The sequence below is a fragment of the Ruegeria sp. BA2 genome, assembly GCF_056539605.1.
Window position 1 is genome coordinate 254,960 of record NZ_JBQFVE010000006.1, and the last position, 23,996, is coordinate 278,955.

Sequence of the window (23,996 nt, forward strand, 5' to 3'; positions counted from 1 at the left end):
TTGCTGCCTTATTTCTTCCATATTTTGTGGATTCGTGCGATTTTTCTGGTGACGTTTCCGAAATGACACAGTAAAATAATCTGTGGATAGGTCAGAAAAAACCGCATTTTGCGGCAAAATATAAAACAGGCGGACAGAGCATGACATTAAATCTTTCGATGCCCGGGCACGACGAACTCAAGCCTCGGATTACCGTATTTGGAGTTGGCGGCGCTGGGGGCAATGCTGTCGACAACATGATTGAAAAACAACTGGACGGCGTTGAATTTGTCGTCGCGAATACTGATGCTCAGGCACTGCAGCAAAGCCGCTCATCGGCGCGGGTACAGCTGGGTGTCAAAGTCACCGAAGGGCTGGGTGCAGGTGCCCGTCCGACCGTGGGCGCGGCGGCGGCTGAAGAAAGCATCGAACAGATCGTGGATCATCTGGCTGGCGCGCATATGTGCTTTATCACAGCCGGTATGGGCGGCGGCACTGGCACTGGGGCTGCTCCGATCATCGCGCAGGCGGCACGGGAATTGGGTGTTCTGACGGTTGGCGTTGTGACCAAACCCTTCCAGTTCGAAGGGGCCAAGCGCATGCGCCAGGCCGAAGACGGCGTAGATGCCCTGCAAAAGGTTGTCGACACGCTGATCATCATCCCGAACCAGAACCTGTTCCGCCTAGCCAATGAAAAGACCACGTTCACCGAGGCGTTCTCGATGGCCGATGATGTTCTGTACCAGGGCGTCAAAGGTGTCACCGATTTGATGGTGCGCCCGGGCCTGATCAACCTCGACTTTGCTGACGTTCGTGCCGTGATGGACGAGATGGGCAAGGCGATGATGGGCACCGGCGAAGCAACCGGCGAAGATCGCGCCATTCAGGCGGCCGAGAAGGCCATCGCCAACCCACTGCTGGACGAAATCAGCCTCAAGGGTGCCAAGGGCGTGCTGATCAACATCACCGGTGCGCACGACCTGACCCTGTTCGAACTGGACGAGGCAGCTAACCGCATCCGCGAGGAAGTGGACCCCGAGGCGAATATCATCGTCGGTTCGACCCTCGACACCGAGATGGAGGGCGGCATGCGTGTGTCTGTCGTCGCAACGGGTATCGACGCCAGCGAAAAGACCGACGATGTGCCGGTTGCCCGCCGCTCGATGTCAGCACCACTGACCCGCACCGTTTCTGCGGAAGAGCAACCGCAAGAGCCGGTTGCCGCCGAAGCTCAAGTCGCTGAAGAGGAAAACATCGCTCCGACACTGTTTGAATCGATCGAGGATGTTGAGTTCAACGAAGGCTGGCAAGACGAACAGCCTGCCGCCGAGCAGGATGATGACGGGCTGCCTCCGCCCGCGTATCAGCCTCAGGTCGCGCAGTTCGAACCGCAGCCTGAGGTTGAAGAGGCCGTCGATAACTACGTCGCAGAGCGCGCCCCGACCCCCGGCACGCCTTCGCCAGAAGCGATGCAGCGGCTGCAGGCTGCTGTTCAGAAAGTGCCTTCGAACCGGCTGCGTCCGACGCCGGAGACCCCTCGCGAACCGGCCCCTCAAGCGCAGCCAGCGGCAGAAGATCGCCCGCGGTTTGGCTTCAACCGTTTGATCGACCGGATGACAGGCCACGCGGCTGATACACCTGCTCAAGCAGTGCGCCAACAGCCGGCTATGCGGTCGGTTGACGCGACGGCACCTGTTCAGGATGAGGTTGATCCGGATCAGGAGCGTATCGAAATTCCTGCCTTCTTGCGGCGTCAAGCCAACTGATCGCGGTAACAAAATCATTAATAGGGGCTGCCATCTGGCGGCCCTTTTTTGTTGAATCACAGGGTGTTGGCCTCGTGTAAGCAGGGTTTTGCCGATGTGTCACATACATGTTTCATTCGGTTGCAAAGAGTGAGTTGAGCCTTGACGCCCTGTTCCTTAGGTGAGGGTGCAACACAGCCCCAGACAGGCTGGACACAATGCGCTGAGGCCAATTTTGCAACATACGCTCAAATCTTCGGTCACGTTTACGGGCGTCGGACTACATAGCGGTAAGCCTGCGACGATGGTTCTGAAACCGGCCGCTGCGGGTCACGGGATTTGGTTCAAGCGGACTGATATTGAGTTGGGCAATGCGCTGATTCCTGCGATCTATGATGTTGTCGAACGGACGCCTCTTTGTACGCGGCTGGTCAATGACGCTGGCGTTTCGGTATCGACTGTTGAACACATCATGGCAGCACTTGCCGGATGTGGCGTGCACAATGCACTGATTGAGATTGATGGCCCCGAAGTCCCGATCATGGATGGCTCATCGGTTGCCTTCGTTCAAGGGATCATGGCTAAAGGCGTACGTCGCCAAGCGAGCCCCGTTCTGGCGTATGAAGTGCTCAAGCCGGTTTCCGTTGAACGTGAGGGAGCGAAGGCATCGATTTCACCCGCCGAAGGTTTGGAGATCGAATTCCACATTGATTTCGAAGACGACGCCATTGGCAGCCAGACCAAGGTATTGGACATGCGCAATGGCTCGTTTGCACGCGAGCTTTGCGACAGCCGCACGTTCTGCCGTCGCACCGACGTTGAAGCGATGCGCGAAAATGGATTGGCCTTGGGTGGAACGCTGGACAACGCAGTTGTCGTCCAAGGTGACGAAGTTTTGACGCCAGGTGGTTTTCGCCACGCGGACGAAGCAGTGCGCCATAAAATGCTGGACGCGTTGGGTGATCTCTATCTGGCAGGTGGTCCGATTCTGGGGCGCTTTGTTGGTGAGAAATCGGGTCACTCCATGACCAACACCCTTTTGCGCAAACTTTTTGAGACACCCGGTGCAGTTCGCCCAGTGCTTTGCACCCCTGAACAGGCTGCGCGTCTGCCGGGGCAGGGCCTTGTGCGCAGCGAAATCCCGCAGGTTGCGTGATCTGATCAACTCTGGCGACAATTGCGGCATGAGAGCGGATAAGGCGTTTTGCACTGGAATTTTATGTGCTAAACCGAGGCCCGATCAGGGGTAATTCCCACAAAGTAAATGACAAGGATGGGCGGAATGGTTGGCACCAAAGCGGCAGTCAGAATCGCAGGCGCGCTTCTTCTGGCAGCAACTTTGACCGCATGCGGGGATGGTGGCCTATTTGGAAGAAAAGGTGCCGATCGCGATCAAAACCTCGAAGGTTTCACCCCCGAGCAGATTTATACCAGGGGCGAGTACGAGCTTTCTCAGAATCGCTCGGACGATGCAGCTTGGTATTTTTCTGAAGTTGAACGGCTTTATCCTTATTCTGATTGGGCGAAGCGCGCGCTGATTATGCAGGCGTTCTCGTTTCACACTGACAAGAACTACGAAGAAAGCCGAGCCGCCGCGCAACGGTACATCGATTTCTATCCCACAGATGAAGATGCGGCATATGCCCAGTACCTTCTGGCGCTCAGCTACTATGACCAGATCGACGAAGTGGGGCGTGACCAGGGCTTGACCTTTCAGGCATTGCAAGCGTTGCGAACGGTGATCGAGGTCTACCCGGACAGCGAATACGCTACCTCAGCTGTATTGAAATTTGATCTCGCATTCGACCACCTGGCTGGTAAAGAGATGGAGATCGGGCGCTATTATCTGCGTCAGGATCATTTTACCGCTGCGATCAATCGATTCCGTGTCGTGGTTGAGGATTTCCAGACGACATCCCACACCGCCGAAGCGCTCTATCGTCTGATCGAGGCATATTTGGCGCTGGGTCTGGTCGACGAGGCGCAATCAGCCGGTGCGATCCTGGGCTATAACTATCAGTCTTCGGAATGGTACGATGCGGGCTATACGCTGCTGACCTCACGCGGTCTGGATCTCAAGAGCCGTGGCAACAATTGGCTCAGCACGATCTATCGCCAAACAGTCAAGGGTGAGTGGTTATAACGGCCATGGCTAAAGGCTTGGGACGCTAAAGATCCTATGCTGCGCACCCTCGATATCCGCGACATGCTGATCATCGACCGGTTGGAACTGACCTTCCAGCCGGGCCTCAACGCTTTGACGGGTGAAACCGGTGCGGGGAAATCGATCCTTTTGGATTCGCTGGGCTTTGTTCTGGGCTGGCGTGGACGTGCCGAATTGGTCCGACAGGGCGCCGCGCAGGGCGAGGTTGTGGCTGAGTTCGAACTCTCCGCAGATCACCCTGCCCATGCGGTTCTAGCCGAGGCAGGGTTGCCGGGGGGCGAGGAACTGATCCTGCGCCGGATCAATACGGCTGAGGGCCGCAAAACTGCGTGGGTCAATGATCGTCGCTGTTCGGGCGAGGTGCTGCGGGCGTTGTCCGAGACGCTAATCGAACTTCATGGCCAACATGATGACCGGGGGTTGCTGAACCCGCGCGGTCATCGTGCGATGTTGGATGCGTATGCCGGGGCAAAGGATCGGCTTGGGTCTGTCCGTGCCGCATGGTCCGAAGTGTCACGTGCCCGCAAAGCAATGGCTCAGACTGAGGCGGCACTAGAGGCCATGCGCGCCGAGGAAGAGTTCCTGCGTCACTCTGTAGGGGAACTGGATCAGCTTGATCCTCAACCAGGTGAGGACGCTGATCTCGACGCGCGGCGTCGTATGATGCAAGGGGCCGAACGCATCCGTGACGATGTGGCCCGCGCATTTTCGTTGCTTGGAGGGGACGGTGCCGAAGGCGCCATGGCCGACGCTGTGCGCTGGCTCGAAGGGGTCTCAGACAATGCGGGTGGTCAGTTGGAACAACCCATCGCGGCCTTGGGCCGAGCTTTGATTGAGCTGGGCGAGGCGCAGGACGGTGTTAATGCGTGTCTACAGGCATTGGATTTCAACCCGGCGGAACTGGAACAGACCGAAGAGCGTCTGTTTGCCATCCGCGCGCTGGCCCGAAAGCATGACGTCGCCCCGGATGATCTGGGCACATTCGCCGAAACCCTGCGTGACCGATTGGGTCGGCTTGATGCTGGAGACGCCGATCTTTCGAACAAGCGCGCCGCTGTGGAGGCCGCGCAGGCCACATATGACAGCGCCGCTGCTGCGCTGAGCGATTTGCGCCGCTCGGCGGCTCAGGCTCTGGATAGCGCTGTGATGGCAGAACTCGCCCCACTGAAAATGGAACGCGCTGTGTTCCAGACAGAAATTACTGCAGCAGAGCCCGGCCCCGAAGGCACTGATGCAGTGGCCTTTACTGTGGCGACCAACCCTGGCGCACCTTCTGGGCCGTTGAATAAGATTGCTTCGGGTGGCGAACTCAGCCGGTTTTTGCTGGCACTCAAGGTTTGCCTGACCGGCGATGACAGTGCCCGCACCATGATCTTTGATGAGATCGATCGCGGCGTTGGCGGGGCCACAGCTGATGCGGTTGGCCGCCGTCTGGCCGCGCTGGCGCAAGGCGGGCAGGTTTTGGTGGTGACGCATTCGCCACAGGTGGCCGCCCGAGCGGCGCATCATTGGCGGGTGCAGAAACAGGTGACCGGGGATCAGACCTTGTCGACGGTGATCCCACTGGCCAAGCCTGACCGCGTAGATGAAATCGCCCGGATGGTCGCAGGCGACACCATTACAGACGAAGCCCGCGCCGCTGCCCGTGCCCTATTGGATGCATAACGCGCATTCTGTGAGCATGTTGTCGTGAACCGACTTTTCTCTGGCCCGTGCGTGGCTTACTAAGGATCAGGTGATCATCCCAACCGAGGGCCAATGACCCAATCGACCCGCACCGTGCTGCGCAATCAGCTCAACCAGGCGCTCTCGGCGCTGCGGGATGCATGGCGGGTGATGCGGCATCGTGGCCCCAGCCAGATCCAGTTCTGGTTTATCGCTTTAGTCATCGGGATCGCCGCAGGCTTTATGGCGCTTGGCTTCCGTATGGCGATCTCATCGTTGCAGGCTTATCTCTACAGCACCGAGGACATCCTGTTTCTACACAGCCATGCCGAAAAGCTCCATTGGCTCTGGATATTCTTGACCCCCGTAGTAGGAGGATTGGTCGTCGGGGTCATCCTGCACAAGTTCACAGATGATGGCCGGGTGCGCTCGGTTGCGGATGTGATCGAAGGTTCCGCCATCACTGATGGCCGGGTCGAGAAAAAGGCCGGGATCGCTTCGTTCTTTGCCTCGCTAATCACGCTCAGCTCGGGGGGGTCCACGGGGCGGGAAGGGCCGGTTGTGCACATGGCCGGTGTCATCTCTACCTGGGTCAGCGACCGCATCCATGCGGACGGCATCACGGGACGCGACTTGCTGGGCTGTGCTGTGGCGGCCGCCGTTTCGGCCAGCTTCAATGCCCCCATCGCCGGGGCCCTTTTCGCGCTTGAGGTGGTTCTGCGCCATTTTGCGGTTCACGCGTTTGCGCCCATCGTCATCGCCTCGGTCGCGGGCACGGTGATCAACCGGCTCGCCTATGGTGACGTTACAGAATTCACATTGGACACGCCCGGTTCGCTGCAATTCTATGTCGAACTGCCCGCCTTTCTGATCCTTGGTCTGATCTGCGGTCTGGTATCGTTGCTGCTTATGCGCTCGATCTTCTTCGCTGAGGATATAGGAAATCACATCCAAAGCCGACTATCTTTGCCGCGATGGCTACGCCCGGGTGTCTCAGGGGCCATGCTGGGCCTGCTCGCGATCTGGTTTCCGCATATCATCGGCGTCGGGTACGAGACCACAATCCGCGCCCTGACCGGAGACTTGGTGTTGACCACCGCTATCCTGTTTGCTGTCATCAAAACCGTAGCGGTGGCGATCACCATGGGCGGACGCATGGGGGGCGGCGTGTTTTCACCAGCCTTGATGATCGGAGCGCTCACCGGGCTGGCCTTTGGCCTAATCGCTACCGGATTGCTGCCGGATGTGTCAGGTACTCATACGCTCTATGCCTTTGCCGGGATGGGAGCAGTTGCAGCAGCCGTGCTGGGCGCACCAATTTCAACTACGCTGATCGTATTTGAGTTGACCGGAGATTGGCAGATCGGCCTCGCCGTGATGGTCTCGGTCTCTATGTCTACGGCGTTGGCGTCTCGTCTTGTAGATCGGTCCTTCTTCCTCACCCAGCTTGAACGCCGCAACGTGCATCTGGCTGCTGGCCCTCAGGCTTATCTGTTGGCAATGCTACGCGCAGGCGCAGTTATGCGGCCCTTGGGTAACGCGCGCTCGATTACAAAGGAAGAAGCGCAAACGCTGATCGCGCAAGGCCTTTGCGTCAAGGCCAGCGCGACGCTTGAGGCTGCAATGCCCTATTTCGACCGCGATGATATTCCCTGTATTCCGGTGGTGATCATCGACAAGGACGGTTGCGAAAACCCGGTTGGCGCGCTGTATCACATTGATGCGCTCAAGGCCTATAACCGCGCACTGGCTGCGACGGCGGCCGAGGAGCATTCCTGATCAACCGTCATAGACGCTAGCCACATCGCCCAGATAATTATCCCATGCAAACCAATATGAGATATGTCCGGCCACGCGCGGCAGTTGTGTACCATCCGGGGATATCAGCGCCTCTTCGGTCACGCGCCACGTGTTGCCTGCCTCATCCAGCAGACCACCATCCGTTGTTGCGCGGAACTGGTGCGTTCCGCGCTCATATGCCCGCACGCTGCGTTTGTTCGGGTCACCCATCAGCATCAATGCACGCCCGCCAATCGCGTCATTGATAACCGGTTTGCCCTTGAACGCCTCCAGCGGCCATGCGCGCGCTGCACCGAACTGACGCACGGCAAATACATAGTCCTTCTGCCGATGCTGTCGTTGATCAACCAAGGCCGGGAACATCAATTCGGGCGACGCAAAATATTCGCGATACACAACGCCCGAGCCATAGTTCCGCCGATGCCCGGTGCTCAGCGACAAGACTTTGGTGTCAGGATGTGAGGCCTTCCAATTATCCCAGCGAGTAATAACCACTGGCCGCTGCTTCAACTCGATCCCGCTATCGACCAGCGGGCCAACAACCGGTTTGCCAGTGTATTGGTTCCACAGCGAATGGGTCTCACGGTCAAACATCAGCTTGTTTGAGCGGTAGAGGAATCCGGACGAGCCAAAGACCAGAGGCTTCGGCAAACCTTCGACTTTGGTTTCGAATAGAATGCCCGACCCGCAGAGCGTACAGTAAGCCAATGCAACCGGAACGCCCCCGATCACTTCGTTGAACATCTCGTGCCAGCCCATGATCCGCAGGGGATAAGCCCGGACGTCGCCATTGATAGAAACGCCAAAGACGAGATCATCGTCCTTCATATAATCGGCACGCTCTGCAGAAATGAGCTTGGGGTTATCCAAAGAGGGTATGCCGTCTTTGACGACCCCACCCCATGAGATCTCTTCCAGCCGGATCTTCATCTTTTCGGGCTGCAGGTATTCCGGTCGCAGAAACAGGTCGAAATTTTCGTCAATCCCAAGCAAAACCTCGCGTTTGAACGGAATGAGTGACGGGTGAGGTTTGAGCTGGGGGTTTGCTTCTTGCCAGAGCATCCATTCGAACCAGTCGGTGCCGTGGGTCTCACCCGTTAGCGCCTCCATGACCACAGCGATATCGCGTTCTCTTCGGCTAAACCGCATGGCAGTCAAAAGCGCGGGCACAACGTCCGGATTGCCGCGCTGTGTCAGGAACGCCATCCCGGCCTCAAACTCAGCCTGCCGTCCGAACACGGTGGAGCGCACGGCCTCAAATACAGGGTCTTCTTGCGCCCAAAGCGTTGAAGGCAGAGTGATCCCGGCCCCCAACAGGCTGGCAAAGCTGCGGCGTGTGATCGACATGGCGTCCTCCGGTTCGGTCCAGGCGCAGTTTGCCCGCAAATCCGATCACATACACGAAACACCCGCGTGAGCGTGTTGTAATCTTGTTGTCAAATGCAGGGCATCTCGACATCACTGCCACCTGCGATCATGATAAACCGATGGTAATGTGGACCTTGGCGCATTTGACGAAATCCGCCGCAGGTTCGTGAAAGAAGAAGGAATAATCGGTGCAGGATCATGGCTATGAGGCGGGGCGATTGAATCTACCCTTCGTGGGTATTTCGACCTTTGCGAAATCGCCTTATGTAGCGGATTGGGATCAGATCAAGGCAGATATCGCTATCCTGGGTGCGCCGTTTGATTTCGGGACCCAATGGCGGCCAGGTGCGCGGTTTGGGCCACGCGCGGTGCGCGAGGCATCGACCCTGTTCAGTTTCGGCCATGCCGGGGCCTACGACCACGAAGATGATGCAACCTATCTGGACGGCTCGGTGCGGATGGTTGATTTGGGTGATGCTGATATCATCCATACCAAGACCGAAGAGAGCCACGCGAATATCGCCTTTGGGGTAGGCAAAATCCTGCAAGCAGGTGCCTTGCCTGTGACCATCGGCGGGGATCATTCGATCAACATCCCTTGCATCAATGCCTTTGCCGAAGATTGCGCTAAGAACGGTCCAATCCATGTGGTACAGATCGACGCGCATCTTGATTTTGTTGATGAACGCCACGGAGTCACAGCCGGGCACGGCAACCCGATGCGGCGCGCGATCGAGAAAGACTATGTCTCAGGCATGACGCAGCTGGGCATTCGAAATGTCTCATCCACCGCGAAGGAAGGGTACGAAGACGCCCGCGCACGCGGCTCGGATATCCTATCGGTGCGGCAGGTTCGCAAATTGGGGGCTGAGGCGGTTTTGGCGCGAATTCCAGAAGGCGCGCGGTACTATGTGACCATTGATATCGATGCGTTCTGCCCCTCTATCGCTTCGGGCACGGGCACACCCAGTCATGGGGGGTTCCTCTATTATGATGTGCTGGAAATCCTGCAGGGACTGGCCAAACGTGGTGATGTTGCAGGCATCGATCTGGTCGAGGTCGCGCCTGCTTATGATCCAACCGAGAGCACCCAGATATTGGCTGCGCAGCTTCTTCTGAATTTTCTGGGCTTTATCTTTCACGAACGCGCCCAGCGATAAAAGGTGGGGCCAACGGCCCCACCACTTATATATTTAGGCACCAATGATGTTGTGGCCGGGACCGTAAGGGAAGCCGGTGATGTTCTCGGCTCCATCTTCACCAACCACAAGAATGTCATGCTCACGATAGCCGCCTGCACCGGGCTGACCTACAGGGATCCAGAGCATCGGTTCGATTGAGACGACCATACCGGGCTCCAAAACTGTATCGATGTCCTCGCGCAGCTCCAGACCAGCCTCGCGCCCGTAGTAGTGGCTGAGGATGCCGAAAGAATGACCGTATCCGAACGAGCGATATTGCAGCAGGCCCTCATCAGCGAAGAAACGGTTGATCTCAGCCGTGATGCCCGAGCATGTTGCGCCGGGCTTGATCAGGCTCAGGCCCAGCTCATGGGCCGCCACGTTGGCTTTCCACAAGCGCAGGCTGTCGGCGTCGGGCTCGCCCAGGAACAGAGTACGCTCCAGCGCGGTATAATAGCCCGAGATCATCGGGAAGGTGTTCAGCGATAGGATATCGCCCTTTTGCAGCGCCCGTTTGGTCACTGGGTTATGGGCACCATCGGTGTTGAGGCCGGACTGGAACCAAACCCATGTGTCGCGATACTCGGCGTCGGGGTAGGCGCGGGCGATTTCCTCTTCCATCGCATCGCGACCAGCCATGGCGATTTCAATCTCGGTCGCGCCTTCGCGAATCGCGGCGTGGATGGCTGCGCCGCCGACATCTGCGGTGCGCGCGCCACCTTTGATCAGCTCGATCTCTTCTGCTGATTTAACCATGCGGGCGAACATTGTGTCAGGCGCGATGTCGATCAGTTCTGGCGACCCAAGCATATCAAGCGCCGTATTGCGGGCGGCAAGAGTCATGTGGTCGCCTTCGATACCGATCCGCTTCGCTCCACCGATCAGGTTCGCTACGGCACGCCAGTAATTGTCGCGCTTCCAGTCGGTATAGATCACGTTATCCTCAACCGAGCGTCGCCAGGGCTGGCCCGCATCGATATTGGCCGAGACGGTGGTGCAGGCATCCTGCGTCACTACGCAGCCGTAGGGCCGGCCAAAAGAGCAGTACAGAAAGCCAGAATAATAGGCGATGTTCTGCATCGAGCTCAGCAGAACTGCGGGGATGTCATGTTTGGCCATGATGGCGCGCAACGCGCCAAGGCGGCGATCATATTCACCCTTGCTGAATATCAAGGGGGCCTTGTCGCCGTTGTGGCAGGTGAAAAATTCGGGGCGTTTTGTTGTGTCTGTCATCACAAGGTCTCTCATATATGCCGGGCGGCAAACCCGGCCACTTGTCCCGGCGTTCAGGACAGGCGGTCTCGGGTTTCGAGAGCCGATCATCCCAGTGTGTCCGCGACGCCATCGCGGCTGGGAAGAACAAGTGAATCGTTAGATCACGCACGGGCCTGCGTCAAGCGGGGGAAAGACCCCGCAGACGCTCTGACCGGCGGCGCAGCAACTCGACTGTAGTTAGCAGTGCGATCGAGATCACAACAAGGATCGTTGCCACTGCCAGAATGGTCGGGCTGATCTGTTCGCGCAGTCCCGTGAACATCTGCCAAGGCAGGGTCTTCTGGCTGGCTGAGCCAACGAATAGCACCACAACCACTTCGTCGAATGAAGTAATGAAAGCGAACAAGCCGCCTGAGATTACGCCCGGCAAGATCAGTGGCATCTGGATCTTGAAGAACGTCCGGACCGGACCAGCACCCATATTTGCCGCCGCCCGTGTCAACGAGCGGTCAAAGCCTACCAATGTCGCAGTTACGGTGATGATAACGAAGGGAATACCCAGTACGGCATGGGCAAGGATGACTTTCAAATAGCCCACGAAGTTCTTGTTCATACCCAGCGTACCTTCCATGAAGCGCCCGATATCGCTGTAGAAGAAGAACATCCCTGTGGCCGAGATAATAAGCGGTACGATCATTGGCGAAATCAGGATGCCCATGATAGCGCGGCGGCCAGGAACATGGCTCTGGCTCAGGCCGATAGCAGCCAGCGTGCCCAGCGAGACAGAGATTACGGTTGCGATCGGCGCGATGATAAGCGAGTTCTTGAAGCTGCGCTGCCATTCATTGTTGGTAAAGAAATCACGGTAGTGTTTGAGCGAATACCCCTCGGGGTCCAACCGCAACATCTCGGGCGTGAAGGTAAAGAAGTCCTGCGCGTTGAACGACAGTGGAAGCACGACAAGGATCGGGGTGATAAGGAAGACGAAGATCGCGCCACAAATCACTCGGAACAGGTAGTGATAGAACACCTGCTTCGGCGTCAGATAGGGCAACAGTTTCTGGCGATAACGGCCTTCGTATAGCCAGTAGATAAACCAGACAAAGAACCAGCCGCCCAACAGGCCCAATACGCCACCCATCGCGCCAGCGACCAGAAAGCCAATGATGCCAAAGCCCAGTATGTTGATCCATCGGGCCAGTTTTTCGTTCTTGATCACGGTGATGTACACCCAGGCGAGGGCGGCGATCAGGGCTGCTCCGCCCACGATGCCAAGCAGGATCGAGCCATTACCTGCACCAACGAAGATGCCGGCGAAGGCGCCCGCCAGTGCAACGCTAGGCAGAACCATGGGCAGAGGTTTGCGGGATATCGGTGTAAGTGCGGCCATATCGATTATCCCAGCTTCACGTTATCAATGCCTACGATCTTGTCGTAGACCCAGTAGAGCAGTAGCACGACGCCCAGTAGGATCGTCCCCAGTGCCGCCGCGAGTCCCCAGTTCAACGAGGATGAGATGTGGTACGCAATCCGGTTCGAGATGAAGACACCTTTAGTGCCGCCCACGATTTCCGGCGTGATGTAGTAGCCGATCGCCAGAATGAATACGAGGATCGAACCCGCGCCAATGCCCGGAATGGATTGCGGGAAATAAATCCGCCAGAAGGTTGTCCAATTCGTCGCACCCATGGACTTCGCGGCTCTGGTATAAGAGTGCGGTATCGTCTGCATCACCGAATACATCGGCAGGATCATGAATGGCAGCAGGATATGCGTCATGGCGATGATCGTGCCAATTTGGTTGTTGATGATGATCAGCCGTGCATCATCCGCCACCAGCCCGAGCCAAACAAGTGTATCATTGATCACACCCTGCTGTTGCAACATCACCTTCCAGGCCGAGGTACGTACCAGAAGGGATGTCCAGAAGGGTAACAGGACCAATATCATCAACAGGTTCGACACGCGCATCGGCAGGGTCGCAAGCAAATAGCTCACCGGATAGGCCAGCAGGATACAGGCCCCGGTGATAACCAACGACATCAACAGCGTTCGCCCGAACAGCTTGATCAGGATCTGCTTGTCCTCGGGCTGAGCCTGTGCGCCCTCGGGTGTGCGCTGCATATCGACTGCGTTCAGGAAATAGCCGTTGGTGATGGCTGGCGAATGGGTTTTGATGACTGCCCAGGTTTTGGGATCGCCCCAACCATCGTGTATTTCGATGATTTGTTCCTTGAACGGGCCATCTGTCTCGGGGTCCAGTTTGTTTATCTGGCGGCCGGACCGGCGGAACATCGAAGACATACCGGTTTCTTCGTAGTTCAAACGCGAGCCCAGGCGGGTGTGGGTCTTGTTGTCGATGGCGACAATCATGTCGCGAACAAAGGCGTCATAAACGGCCTCATCCGGCAGTTCACCGCTTGTTTCATCCCAGTTTTGCAGGGCCTCCACTGTTTGGGGCAGCGTTTCCTGCACAATGCTGTTTTCGACCGAGCGGAACAGCATCGCGGCAATAGGCACGATGAACGAGAACAGCACAAACAGTAGCAACGGAGCCACCAGCATAAGTGCCCGGAGTTTTTGCCGTCGCAGTGACCGCGCCAGCGATTGCTTGAGTGGCGTTCCGTCAGCGGCCAACATCGGCCCGGAGTTTTGTTGGGTGGCGTCAGTCATCGGTGCCCCTTGGGTCCTTTTGGGGTCGGGGGCGCAAGACCGCCCCCGACAATCTTATGAAATCATGCGCTTATTGCGCCAACCACGCCTGGAATTTGGCGTCGATATCATCGCGGTAGTCCGCCCAGAACTCGTAGTTATAGAGGAACGTGTTCTTTGCGTTTTCCGGATCGGTTGGCATGTGAGGTGCCATGTCGATACCCAGATCCGCGTGCTGACCAACCAACGGAGCGGAAGACGCGCGGGCCGGACCGTACGAGATGTACTTGGCCTGATCTGCCAGACGCTGGGTGTCGGTCGCGAACATGATGTAGTCCAGAGCACGCTGTTGACGCTCTTCGCTCAGACCTGTCGGGATGATCCAGCCGTCCAGATCGAAAACCTGCGCATCCCAGAGCATCGCGACCGGCTGGTTCTGTTCTTCGATCACGCTGAACAGACGACCGTTATAGGTTGACCCCATAACCACTTCGCCATCCGCGAGCAGCTGGGGCGTATCCGCACCTGCAGACCACCAGACGACACTGTCCTTAATGGTATCGAGCTTAGCCAGCGCCTGGTTTTGCCCTTCTTCGGTTGCCAACACGTCATAGACGTCATCCTTGGCAACACCGTCGCACAGCAGGGCCCATTCCATGTTGTTGATCGGGCGCTTTTCCAGAGACCGCTTGCCGGGATAGTTCTCAAGATCGAACACGGCGCAGATTTCGGTCGGCGGGTTGTCACCGACCAGATCAGTGCGATAGCCGAAGGTCGTCGAATAGACGATCTGAGGGATAAAGCAGTCGCTCACCAGCAGTTCACCAAAGTCCTCTGACGCAGGGGTCCCATCCGGTGCGGCGGCAAGTTGAGTATCAAAATCGATCTCCATCGCCAATCCTTCGTCGCACAGACGGATTGCATCCGCTGCCACAACGTCAACCACATCCCAGGTGATGTTGCCCGCTTCGTTCATGGCACGAAGCTTGGCCACAGCTTCGTTCGAGCTGTCGTCATTCAGAATGGTGACCCCGGTTTTTTCCGAATAGGGCTCGTGATAGGCCTTGAGCTGCGATTTGGAATAGGCGCCACCCCACGAGACGATGGTCATCTCTTCGGCGGACACGCCACCAGCTGCTGTTGCCAGAGCCGCTGCGGTCAGCAGTGATTTTGTTGGTTTCATGTGTTACTCCCAGTACATCCCGTTTGTTCTATGGTCAGCTGGCGCACGGGTTTTCGCCAGCAGGTCCCTCAGTGAAACCGCGCTTGTGCCGCACGGTTTGGTCTATGCGTCAAGCGCACGACAATCCTTGGCCAACCAGCCGATATCGATCTCTTGACCGGGCTGAAGCCGAATAGCATCGGGGGCGTTCCGAGTTTTGACGATGAACTCGTCATTGCCAGCCACCGACATTCGGAAGCGGAACACGTCGCCCATGTAGATGAACTCTTTGACCGTCGCCTTCAGCGTATGCGCATCGGCATGCAGGCGGTCCTTGTTGAATTCAACTCGTTCTGGCCGGATCGAAACCTTGGTGCGTTCACCCGGGGCATGCACGTTGATCGGCACTGCATCAATTTCCGAACCATCATCCAACTGCACAAGGCACGCATCGCCATCAATCGATTTAACAACGCCTTCCAACGTGTTGTTCTCACCGATAAATTGCGCAACAAAGCTGTTTTCAGGCTCTTCATACAGCTGATCTGGCGGAGCAAGCTGTTGAATGCGGCCATCATCGAACACCGCGACGCGGTCGGACATGGTCAATGCCTCAGTCTGGTCGTGGGTCACGTACACGGTTGTGATACCCAGTTCATGGGCCAGACGGGTGATTTCGAATTGCATATGCTCGCGCAGTTGTTTGTCGAGCGCGCCCAGCGGCTCGTCCATCAGAACCAGTTCGGGTTCAAACACCAGTGCGCGGGCCAAAGCGATCCGCTGTTGCTGACCGCCAGAAAGCTGCGCCGGTCGACGACCGCCAAATGCGCCCATCTGCACCATATCCAGGGCGCGCTTGACCTTTTCCTCGCGCTCGGATTTGCCCAGCTTGCGGACTTCAAGCGGGAACGAGAGATTCTCGGCTACAGTCATATGCGGGAACAAAGCGTAGTTCTGGAACACCATCCCGATGCCGCGTTTGTGTGGCGGAATGTTGTTGATGGGCTTTCCGTCCAGAAGGATTTCGCCATGGGTGGCGGTTTCGAAACCAGCAAGCATCATCAGGCAGGTCGTCTTACCTGATCCGGACGGTCCGAGCATGGTCAGAAATTCGCCCTTTGGCATTGCCAGGTTGAGATCTTTGACGACGAGATTCTCGCCATCATAAGACTTTTGAACGCGTTGAAATTCAACAAACGCGGCGTCGCTGGTTGTGTCGGTCACAAGACCCCCTGTTGCGTCAATTGATTACCCGGTTGATCCGGATTTCATTGATCTTCTCGTGCAGTAAAGCCGAGGCTAACAAATGGTCGCAAGCCCGTAAAGCGATTGGCTTCGCCTTAGCGTCACATTTGCCTAAATTTGCGACATGTTCAGTTGCTTCATGTGCCAGGCCAAACTTTGGTTGCTGGAAAGAACGGGCTTGCCAATTTTGGCTTCGATCCTTGGAATCGCATCCAGCGTGCGCAGGTTTGTACAACTAAGGAACACAGCATCGACCGCCTGATCGGAGCCAAGATTCGATGCCGCTTCAACAATGGAATCGGTCGAGATGCGCACAACTTTGGCCTCTTCGGATTCGCCAAACGTACCGAACACATCCATCGAAATACCCTGTTCAAGGAATGCGCGCCGCAATGGGGTGTTTACCTCTTCGATATACGGAGAAAGCAGAGCGAACTTAGATACGCCTAGATTTCGGGCACAAGCAGCAGCCGCGCGCAGAGGATTCGTAACTGTTGCAGTGTCGCAGGCCTGTTTGACCATCTTCTCGACTTGTTCCGAACCGATCACGGAACTGGCTGAGGTACAGCCATAGCCCACAACATGATAAGGTCGCGCCTTTGGCAACAGATCGGCGGCGGCGGGCAGGTCGGTTTGCATTTGCGCCAGAGTGTCTGTGTTGACCTCAGCCCCGCTGGGAATGCGGCTCACATAAAGCGGGCTTTTATCATCCGAGAAGAGGCTGCGGAATTCGGGCTCGATGGTTTCGTCTGTTTGCAAAACAATCAGCCCCATTGGCGCGGCGCTGGGATCGTCAGGATCCAGGGTATAGGGCAAATTACTCATAGCTCAGCAATTTCCGGACCGATACGAGGGCTCAGGAACTCGGGTTCACCCTCAGTGATCAGAATATTTTCTTCATGCACGAGGATTTTGTCGTTGACGGCAATCCCTGGCTCGAGCGTGAGCACCATTCCGGGGCGCAATTCAGTATGATCATTCGGAATGATTGAGGGCCACTCCGTTAGCGACATTCCCAACCCGTGCCCCAGTCGCCCGGCATCCGTACCCGAACCGCCATCGGTAAGAATATTATTCATGGTATGGAACAGTTGAGACGCCGTCACACCAGGTCGCGCCTGTTCGAATGCGGCATCCGAAGCTTCCACCAGTCTTGCATGGGCCGCACGCACCGGCGCACTTGCTGGACCGATCGACCAATTTCGGTCGTAGTCGCAAAAATAGCCATCGTGAACCAACCCAGTATCAAGCATCAGCACATCACCCAAACGCAGTGGAGTTGGTCGGGCAGGCGATATCACATCGGTGTATCCACCTTGCTCAGCGCCTCCGGCAAGATAGGGGACCCAATCGGCGCCTTCTTCAAGGCAGAGCCGCTGAAAGTTTCGAAACACCTGATCCAGCGGCGTCCCGACCGAAGCAATTTCTGGTACGCGCGCAAAGGCGCGAGCACCAATCTGGCAAGCGGTGCGAAGCTTTGCAATCTCGGCATTGGATTTCACCATGCGCAGCGTCCGAAGAATGCCGTGGTCGCCGGTAATTTGGCGGGTGCCAATTGCAGTTTCGAGGCGTCTTAGGTCAGCCAACGGCATTCGGATATGTGTTTCATGCCCGTCGGGACAGCCAATCTGGGTTCCGGCAGGTGTTAATTCGGTTAATGCGTCAGCCAATAGGGAAACGCCGTCATCTTGTAGGTCCGGTGCGCTCCAGGTTCGAATGTCATCAATCCATGTCTGCGCCATCAGCGCCGCGCCGATTGAAGGTATTACCGCAACCGGCTTGCCCCTCGCAGGGACGATCAAGAACCAGGGCCGCGTTGGGCTTTCCCAGAATCGGGTGAGATACCCAGTGAAATAGCGTATCTCCGGCTCGGTTGTCAGCAGCAGGGCGGACAGACCAGTGGCCTGCATCCGGTCTTGCGCCCGTGCGACCCTTGCTGCGAACTCCTCTGGACTGAAACCGGTCATGCGGGCTGTTCTGTCAGCATGCACAGTACCTTGGCATCTGAACCGATACCCATTTCTTTGCGTGCGTCAGCGCTCAGAACTGCGGCAATTCCAGCTCCGCCCGAGGCGCTGGTTTCCAAACCTGCCTTCGCCATAGTGGGAAGGTGCTCGGCGACTTGAGAATCTTCCAGCGTCAGAAACAGATCAGCGTCTCGTGCAAGGCCATTCAGGGCGATCAACGAAGGTTCTTTGCAATCCAGTCGTCCCATGATGCTATCGGGGCCATCGGCAAAAACACAGTGTCCCGCTTGGATGCTCGCCTGTAATGCTGGGGCCGATGCCGGTTCGACAACGATGATCTTTGGTGCATCGCCCCAGACGACCCGCGCATATGCGGCAACAGCCCCGGCCATACCGCCCACACCAGCTTGCAGCAAAATATGAGTCGGCGCTTCGGCACATTGCTCAGCCGCTTCAACGGCCATCTGCAGATACCCCTCCATCAGCAGATGAGGGAGTTCAATATACCCTTCCCAAGAACTGTCTGAGAGCAAAATCCAGGCATTCTCTTGCGCCGCCTGACTGGCAGCCTCCATGCTCGCCGCATAATCCGCGCCTGCCCGAACGACTTGGGCATCTTGAGCCCGCAATCGGTCTGCGAAACTTTCGGGAACGGTATCAGCAATGTAAACAACTGCGTCCGCCCCAAACGCACGCGCCCCCGCTGCCATGCTCATCCCATGATTGCCTGCACTCGCGGTGACATAGGTGCGCCCCTTGAGGGTACTTTCGCCCGGTGTATCAGTTATGTCATGCGCCTGGCAGGCAATAACATAGGCGGCACCCAAAGCTTTGAACGACCCAAGGCCCATCCGGCTACGTTCATCCTTGATCCAAAGATTTGCAACAGGTGCCAGCGCAGGCGCATCGACCAGTGAAGTGGTGACAAAATCGGGACAAAATGAGCGATGACGACTCAACCGCCCGATTTCGACCGAAGGATAGGGTGCTTTATCGGCAAGCTTTGACCCATTTCGAAACGGGTTGCTGACTGTTTTCATTTCTTGCTCCCTGATTTGGTGTTGGGCCGACGTGACAGAATTGACTGAAAACTGTCAAGCTCGGCGATAGACGGGCCAGGCTGAGAGTGAGCGAAGATCGACATCGCAGATGCAATCTAAGATCCGATGAATGAGCATCTTTTCAATCGTTTTGGTTGGTTGTATGAGATTCACCACGTCATCGGCGCGGTTCGAATGAGCCACATCTGTGATGTGCCCGCGTGGTGGAATGGTAGACACAAGAGACTTAAAATCTCTGGGCCGAAAGGCCGTGCCGGTTCGAGTCCGGCCGCGGGTACCAAACAGCTTCCAGTATTCGTAAAGAAGCGTAATTCATTGAAATGAGGGTTCGTTTCTGGGGTTCTAAACCTCTATCTATGCGACATTCGGCAAGGGTGCGGGAAAAACCGGACTTAGCACAGTTCAATTCAGTGGATGCATCATAATTCCAAAACCCATTTGCGATTGAAGAAATCACGCAAAGAGTTTGAGATTTGTCTGCTATCCAATTTCGTGGCTGCCACTGATTAGATTTCAACATTGATAGCTGCCTGCTCATTGCTTGGCCAGGTATCTGGAATTTTTCATGTATAAGCTGTTTCTTACGTTTCCGAACGCGTTGCGTGGTGACCGGGCAAATCGCCACGATGCGCCTGGTTGCGCTCAATCAGCGGACAACCCCGGTGCTTAAGGGTGAGTATTTTATGTTTCTGCCAACCCACTGGTCGAGGTTTCAGCCGGAATGCCGCAAGAAGTTTATCTGGCGCGTATCTCGCAAACCCCGAAAAGATGAGCCGTGTGCGGGGATTTGTGCCGACACCCGGCGTGCCCGCCGAGATCATGATCCAGACTGAGGAACGGTCCTTTTCGGCCTATCACAAAACCGGTGGTCGACAGTGTGTCGCGTGCCTTCAGGGATTATTGATCGTCTGAGCGTCTACACCTTCAGTTTTTTGCATGTTAGTTTTCCATCGATACATGTCTTGGAGGGAAGCAGATGCCATTAACGGTCAAAGATATGATGCAGGCCGCAAATGCAGTGGTCGAGCGCATTGATGCCAGCCGAGCGCAAGAGCTGATCGGGCAGGGTGCGTTGTTGTTGGATATTCGCGATGCGCCTGAGCTGGTAAAAACCGGCCGTGCCGTTGGTGCGCATCATATCTCGCGCGGTATGTTGGAGTTTCGGGCAGATCCGGATTTGCCGTCTTATGATGCGGAACTGCGCAAAGATCGGGTGATCATCCTTCATTGTGCCTCGGGCGGCAGGGCGGCGCTGGCAGGAAAACTGCTTAAGGACATGGGATATTTGCATGTCTACAATCTGGGTGGGTTCGCAGATTGGGTGAATGGCGGCGGCGAGGCGATCGGGCCAATGGATAGCGGGATGTAGCTGCTTAATCTGACCCAAATCAAAGCCGCACATGTTCCGTTGCTTTACTGTATGTGCCAGTAGCTAACATATCGGATACTGGCCATGATACGCCTTGCAGCCATGCTTTATTCTTTGATCGCCACAGCAATCGCTGGGTCTGCCGTAATCGCAGTTCTGGTTGCTGGAATGGTGACTTGGATTGCAATTCTTTCCGCAGCAGCAGCAGGGGCGGTTATTGCCGCACCGGTGTCATGGCTGGTGGCAAAACGCCTGTATCAAGGTGCCTGATTAGGCGTTCAGGAACGCTCGGACTGCAGCTTCGAATTCGCGGGGTTTCTCGGCGTGTAACCAGTGGCCCGCGCCGGGGATTTTGGCGAACCGAGCGGCTGGAAAGAGAGCGCGAATCTGGTCGCGGTATTCAGGCAACACATAGTCGGATGCCGTGCCGGAAAGGAACAGGGTAGGACCGTCCCAATGGCCTGAGATTTCGGGAAAGCCCATGATCTTTGGCATTTCGTTGGCCAAGGCATCCAGGTTCAACCGCCAACGGCTCCCCTCAACATCCAAAGATTGCGTGAAAAAGCTCTGCAGCGCCTTTTCAACCCCAAGATCAGCGAGCTGCGATTCGGCATCTGAACGGCGCTGAACGCGCGACATATCTACGGCTCTCATCGCCTCGATGAACTGAATCTGACTGTGGCTGTAGGCCACGGGCGCAATGTCGGCAACGACCAGCTTGCGCAACAGTTCCCCATGTTCAAGCGCCAGAACCATCGATGCCTTTCCGCCCATGGAATGCCCGACGATGTCTGCGATGCCCCCGACGCTGTCGATCACCTCGGCCAGATCCCGCGCCAGATCAGGATAACCATGCTGAGCGTCCCAAAAGCTGTAGGCGTGGTTGCGTATATCCACAGCAATGACCTGCCGTTCATCTGACAGCCGTCGTGCAATGACACCCCAGTTGCGGGCCGAGCCATATAGGCCGTGTGCAATGAGCAATGGGGGATTGTCCGTCGGGTCGCCATGGATGATCGTATTCAGCATAACCTTGTGATACGCGTCACAGCACAGAACAACCAGCCCCATTGTCGCCCGCGCGGCGCCCAGTTAAATTGCCCCTTCAGGAGGCGCCAATGTCGCAGGAAATCGATATCCAGACTCGGATTGCAGAGACCATTCAACTGCTGCGCAAAAAACTCGGCGTGAAAGATAAAACTCTGATCGCTTCGGTCCGGCGGGCAAAGCGGCGTTTGCCGCGTAAAGTATATAAACAGGCGCTGGTGTTGGCACAGGCCGAGCAAATGGCGGTTCACCCAAAGCTGCGGCTTGTGCTGGATACGCCGAAGCTTGAGCAAGCCTCGGAAGATGTTCAAAGCCACCTGATCGCCATCAACCTCGCGGATCGGCGTTGGGGTTGGTTTCTAAGCTTTCTCGGGTCACTCGCGCTGGGTTTGCTCGCGTTGATGGCTGCGGTGGTCACGATTCTCTGGTGGCGTGACTTGATCTGACCCAAAGAATTGGCTTATCCGCTTGGCGATGAACGTGGTTCAGATACAGAGGGCGTGATGGCAAGCAAAACCCAGATCAGACGTGACCAACTCCGCGAACGGCTTGTCGAGGCGGCGGAGACCCGGATCGCCCGCGATGGGTTGGCCGAACTGCGTGCACGGGATTTGGCGAAGGATGCCGGGTGTGCTCTGGGCGCGATCTATAATGTGTTCGAAGACCTGAATGCGATCACCATGGCCGTGAATGGCCGCACCTTCCAAAGGCTGGAGCAAGCAGTCAGCAGCTCATTTAATGGTCAAGAACGGCCCGTTAAACGGTTGATCTTGATGAGCACGGCATATTTGAATTTCGCCGATTCAAACACCAATCTCTGGCGCGCTCTGTTCGATCTGCAAATGTCCGAAGACGGGCCGGTACCCGATTGGTACCGCGAAGCTCTGAACGGGCTGTTTGCCTATATCGCAGAACCGGTTGCTGAGCTTTTCCCGGATTACGACAAGGCGGAATTGGCATTGATGACACGCGCCTTGTTTTCATCGGTTCATGGCATCGTAACGCTTGGGCTTGAGAACCGGATATCTGGTGTGCCGCCCGAACAGATTGAGCGAATGATTTCTCAGGTTCTTCTCAGAATTGGAAACAAATAGTTTCCTGAACACTGTTCAAAAAATATTGAACGACGTTTATTTTATTGCTACCTCCATATTGTGAACGATGTTCATAATTGGAGGAACGCATGTTTGGTACGCTCAAGACCTTAATCAACGGTGCAAACGCACCGGCTGAGGATCGCCTGCGCGATGCATATTCCATCGAACTCATTGATCAGAAGATCCGCGAAGCGGAGCAAAACCTCAAAGCGGCGAAGCTTACATTGGCAAGCCTGATCCAGCGTCAGCGCAGTGAAACCCGTCAGATTGATACCTTGAAGAAGCGGGTAGATGACCTGATGACACGCGCAACCCTAGCGCTGTCTGACAAACGCCAAGACCTTGCTCAAAGTGCAGCACAGGCGATTGCCGATCTGGAAAACGAAACGGTTTTGCGATCTCAGACGGTTGATCGCCTTGAGGCGCGCATCCTCAGGTTACGGCAGACCGTCGAACTTGCAAGCCGGCGCATTCTGGATCTGAAACAGGGTGCCATATCTGCCCGTGCAGTGCGTCGTGAGCAGGGGCTTCAGGCGCGCATGAACCGCCACTTAGGCGGTGAGAGCCCGATGGATGAGGCTGAAGGCCTGATCAATCGGGTAATGAAGCAGGACGATCCGTTCGAGCAATCTGAAATCCTACAGGAAATCGAATCTGGCCTTGATCACACCAACGTTGCCGAGCGGATGGAAGAGGCCGGATACGGCCCCAAAACCCGTGCGACTGCAGCAGACGTTCTGGCGCGCATTCATGCCCAAACCAACGACTAAACCGACACGCAGATTGAAAGAGGAGACTTAAAATGACCAACAGTAATGAAAACGCATTGATCCTGATGCTGAATGGCGCTGGTGTAGCTGTAGCCTATGTTTTGCTCGGAATTTCGCTTTATCTTTCGACCGAGGTCCCTTTGGCGACAAAAGGTTATTGGGGGATGGGAGTCGTCCTGCTGACGTTGAGTCTGATCAACGTTGTCAAATATCGCTTCGATGCACGCTCTGCCGAGGATCGCATTAACCGTATCGAAGAGGCGCGGAACGAAAAGCTACTGGAAGATGTTCTAAAGGACCCGAAATCGGATATCTGATCCAGACCGCTGCAGGGGCTGGTAATAGGCCCGGCGCTTGTGCAAGCTCAAACAAAAAAAGCGGCGCTTGACCAGCGCCGCTTTCCCGGTCGTTAACTTTCGTCTCAGAGGTTTGGATAAATTGGGAAGCGGGCGCAGAGTTCGGCGACTTCGGCTTTGACTTTTGCCTCAACCGCACCGTTGCCGTCTTCG

The 23,996-nt window shown here is 56.4% G+C and carries 23 protein-coding genes and 1 tRNA gene; 14 read left to right on the plus strand and 10 right to left on the minus strand.

All coding sequences use genetic code 11. The features are described from left to right. Window positions 1-140 precede the first annotated feature (140 nt). From ftsZ to ACR0NN_RS15245, 5 genes are all read left to right on the plus strand, one after another. On the plus strand, window positions 141-1,745 hold the full coding sequence (gene ftsZ / locus ACR0NN_RS15225; protein WP_170723473.1) for a cell division protein FtsZ: 1,605 nt from the start codon (window positions 141-143) through the stop codon (window positions 1,743-1,745). 214 nt (window positions 1,746-1,959) lie between these two features. Next, entirely contained in the window at window positions 1,960-2,880 is a 921-nt protein-coding gene (lpxC, locus tag ACR0NN_RS15230) for a UDP-3-O-acyl-N-acetylglucosamine deacetylase (protein ID WP_170723472.1), read from the plus strand. 126 nt (window positions 2,881-3,006) lie between these two features. Continuing rightward, window positions 3,007-3,867: an outer membrane protein assembly factor BamD gene (locus ACR0NN_RS15235; protein ID WP_170683197.1), complete on the plus strand. Its 861-nt coding sequence runs from the start codon at window positions 3,007-3,009 to the stop codon at window positions 3,865-3,867. 36 nt (window positions 3,868-3,903) lie between these two features. Further along, window positions 3,904-5,553 (plus strand): DNA repair protein RecN, encoded by a 1,650-nt coding sequence (gene recN / locus ACR0NN_RS15240; protein ID WP_170723471.1) that lies wholly within the window; start codon window positions 3,904-3,906, stop codon window positions 5,551-5,553. A gap of 93 nt (window positions 5,554-5,646) precedes the next feature. Next, on the plus strand, window positions 5,647-7,332 hold the full coding sequence (locus ACR0NN_RS15245) for a chloride channel protein (RefSeq protein WP_170723470.1): 1,686 nt from the start codon (window positions 5,647-5,649) through the stop codon (window positions 7,330-7,332). Here ACR0NN_RS15245 and ACR0NN_RS15250 read toward each other — a convergent pair whose 3' ends face one another. Beyond that, a complete protein-coding gene (locus tag ACR0NN_RS15250) occupies window positions 7,333-8,700 on the minus strand; it encodes a DUF3179 domain-containing protein (protein WP_170723469.1) in 1,368 nt (455 codons plus the stop codon). Between the two features lie 209 nt (window positions 8,701-8,909). On the opposite strand from ACR0NN_RS15250, the gene speB reads away from it, so the two are divergent. Then, entirely contained in the window at window positions 8,910-9,881 is a 972-nt protein-coding gene (speB, locus tag ACR0NN_RS15255; protein ID WP_170723468.1) for an agmatinase, read from the plus strand. Between the two features lie 33 nt (window positions 9,882-9,914). On the opposite strand, the gene ACR0NN_RS15260 is transcribed toward speB, so the two are convergent. The 8 genes from ACR0NN_RS15260 to ACR0NN_RS15295 all read right to left on the minus strand — a co-directional run bounded on the left by ACR0NN_RS15260 (window position 9,915) and on the right by ACR0NN_RS15295 (window position 19,183). Beyond that, entirely contained in the window at window positions 9,915-11,135 is a 1,221-nt protein-coding gene (locus ACR0NN_RS15260) for an aminopeptidase P family protein (protein ID WP_170723467.1), read from the minus strand. A gap of 160 nt (window positions 11,136-11,295) precedes the next feature. Continuing rightward, complete coding sequence (locus ACR0NN_RS15265; protein WP_170723466.1) at window positions 11,296-12,507, minus strand: ABC transporter permease; 1,212 nt, start codon at window positions 12,505-12,507, stop codon at window positions 11,296-11,298. Between the two features lie 5 nt (window positions 12,508-12,512). Continuing rightward, a complete protein-coding gene (locus ACR0NN_RS15270) occupies window positions 12,513-13,790 on the minus strand; it encodes an ABC transporter permease (protein WP_170723465.1) in 1,278 nt (425 codons plus the stop codon). 70 nt (window positions 13,791-13,860) lie between these two features. After that, the gene (locus ACR0NN_RS15275; RefSeq protein ID WP_170685748.1) at window positions 13,861-14,952 is read right to left on the minus strand and encodes an extracellular solute-binding protein; all 1,092 of its coding nucleotides are present in this window, start codon (window positions 14,950-14,952) and stop codon (window positions 13,861-13,863) included. 102 nt (window positions 14,953-15,054) lie between these two features. Further along, window positions 15,055-16,155, minus strand: coding sequence for an ABC transporter ATP-binding protein (locus tag ACR0NN_RS15280; RefSeq protein WP_170685749.1), 1,101 nt, complete (start codon window positions 16,153-16,155; stop codon window positions 15,055-15,057). A gap of 132 nt (window positions 16,156-16,287) precedes the next feature. Further along, a complete protein-coding gene (locus ACR0NN_RS15285) occupies window positions 16,288-17,001 on the minus strand; it encodes an aspartate racemase/maleate isomerase family protein (protein WP_170723464.1) in 714 nt (237 codons plus the stop codon). Beyond that, window positions 16,998-18,143 (minus strand): M24 family metallopeptidase, encoded by a 1,146-nt coding sequence (locus ACR0NN_RS15290; protein ID WP_170723463.1) that lies wholly within the window; start codon window positions 18,141-18,143, stop codon window positions 16,998-17,000. Before ACR0NN_RS15290 ends, ACR0NN_RS15285 begins: the two co-directional genes overlap by 4 nt. Next, entirely contained in the window at window positions 18,140-19,183 is a 1,044-nt protein-coding gene (locus tag ACR0NN_RS15295; protein WP_170723462.1) for a pyridoxal-phosphate dependent enzyme, read from the minus strand. Before ACR0NN_RS15295 ends, ACR0NN_RS15290 begins: the two co-directional genes overlap by 4 nt. A gap of 215 nt (window positions 19,184-19,398) precedes the next feature. Here ACR0NN_RS15295 and ACR0NN_RS15300 point away from each other — a divergent pair. The 4 genes from ACR0NN_RS15300 to ACR0NN_RS15315 all read left to right on the plus strand — a co-directional run bounded on the left by ACR0NN_RS15300 (window position 19,399) and on the right by ACR0NN_RS15315 (window position 20,843). Continuing rightward, a tRNA-Leu gene (locus tag ACR0NN_RS15300) sits at window positions 19,399-19,484 on the plus strand. A 488-nt stretch (window positions 19,485-19,972) separates the two neighbouring features. Next, the gene (locus ACR0NN_RS15305) at window positions 19,973-20,116 is read left to right on the plus strand and encodes a hypothetical protein (RefSeq protein ID WP_480685000.1); all 144 of its coding nucleotides are present in this window, start codon (window positions 19,973-19,975) and stop codon (window positions 20,114-20,116) included. A gap of 64 nt (window positions 20,117-20,180) precedes the next feature. After that, the gene (locus ACR0NN_RS15310; RefSeq protein ID WP_170723461.1) at window positions 20,181-20,573 is read left to right on the plus strand and encodes a rhodanese-like domain-containing protein; all 393 of its coding nucleotides are present in this window, start codon (window positions 20,181-20,183) and stop codon (window positions 20,571-20,573) included. An 84-nt stretch (window positions 20,574-20,657) separates the two neighbouring features. Beyond that, entirely contained in the window at window positions 20,658-20,843 is a 186-nt protein-coding gene (locus ACR0NN_RS15315) for a hypothetical protein (RefSeq protein WP_170723460.1), read from the plus strand. Here ACR0NN_RS15315 and ACR0NN_RS15320 read toward each other — a convergent pair whose 3' ends face one another. Continuing rightward, a complete protein-coding gene (locus tag ACR0NN_RS15320; RefSeq protein ID WP_480685002.1) occupies window positions 20,844-21,644 on the minus strand; it encodes an alpha/beta fold hydrolase in 801 nt (266 codons plus the stop codon). Window positions 21,645-21,691: 47 nt separating this feature from the next. On the opposite strand from ACR0NN_RS15320, the gene ACR0NN_RS15325 reads away from it, so the two are divergent. From ACR0NN_RS15325 to ACR0NN_RS15340, 4 genes are all read left to right on the plus strand, one after another. Beyond that, complete coding sequence (locus ACR0NN_RS15325) at window positions 21,692-22,066, plus strand: hypothetical protein (RefSeq protein ID WP_170723459.1); 375 nt, start codon at window positions 21,692-21,694, stop codon at window positions 22,064-22,066. 57 nt (window positions 22,067-22,123) lie between these two features. Further along, window positions 22,124-22,714, plus strand: coding sequence for a TetR/AcrR family transcriptional regulator (locus tag ACR0NN_RS15330; RefSeq protein ID WP_480685003.1), 591 nt, complete (start codon window positions 22,124-22,126; stop codon window positions 22,712-22,714). Window positions 22,715-22,803: 89 nt separating this feature from the next. Next, window positions 22,804-23,487, plus strand: coding sequence for a PspA/IM30 family protein (locus ACR0NN_RS15335; protein WP_170723457.1), 684 nt, complete (start codon window positions 22,804-22,806; stop codon window positions 23,485-23,487). Between the two features lie 32 nt (window positions 23,488-23,519). Then, window positions 23,520-23,804 carry a hypothetical protein gene (locus tag ACR0NN_RS15340; protein ID WP_170683185.1) on the plus strand — a complete coding sequence of 95 codons (285 nt, stop codon included), beginning with the start codon at window positions 23,520-23,522 and terminating at the stop codon, window positions 23,802-23,804. The last annotated feature ends 192 nt before the right edge of the window (window positions 23,805-23,996 follow it).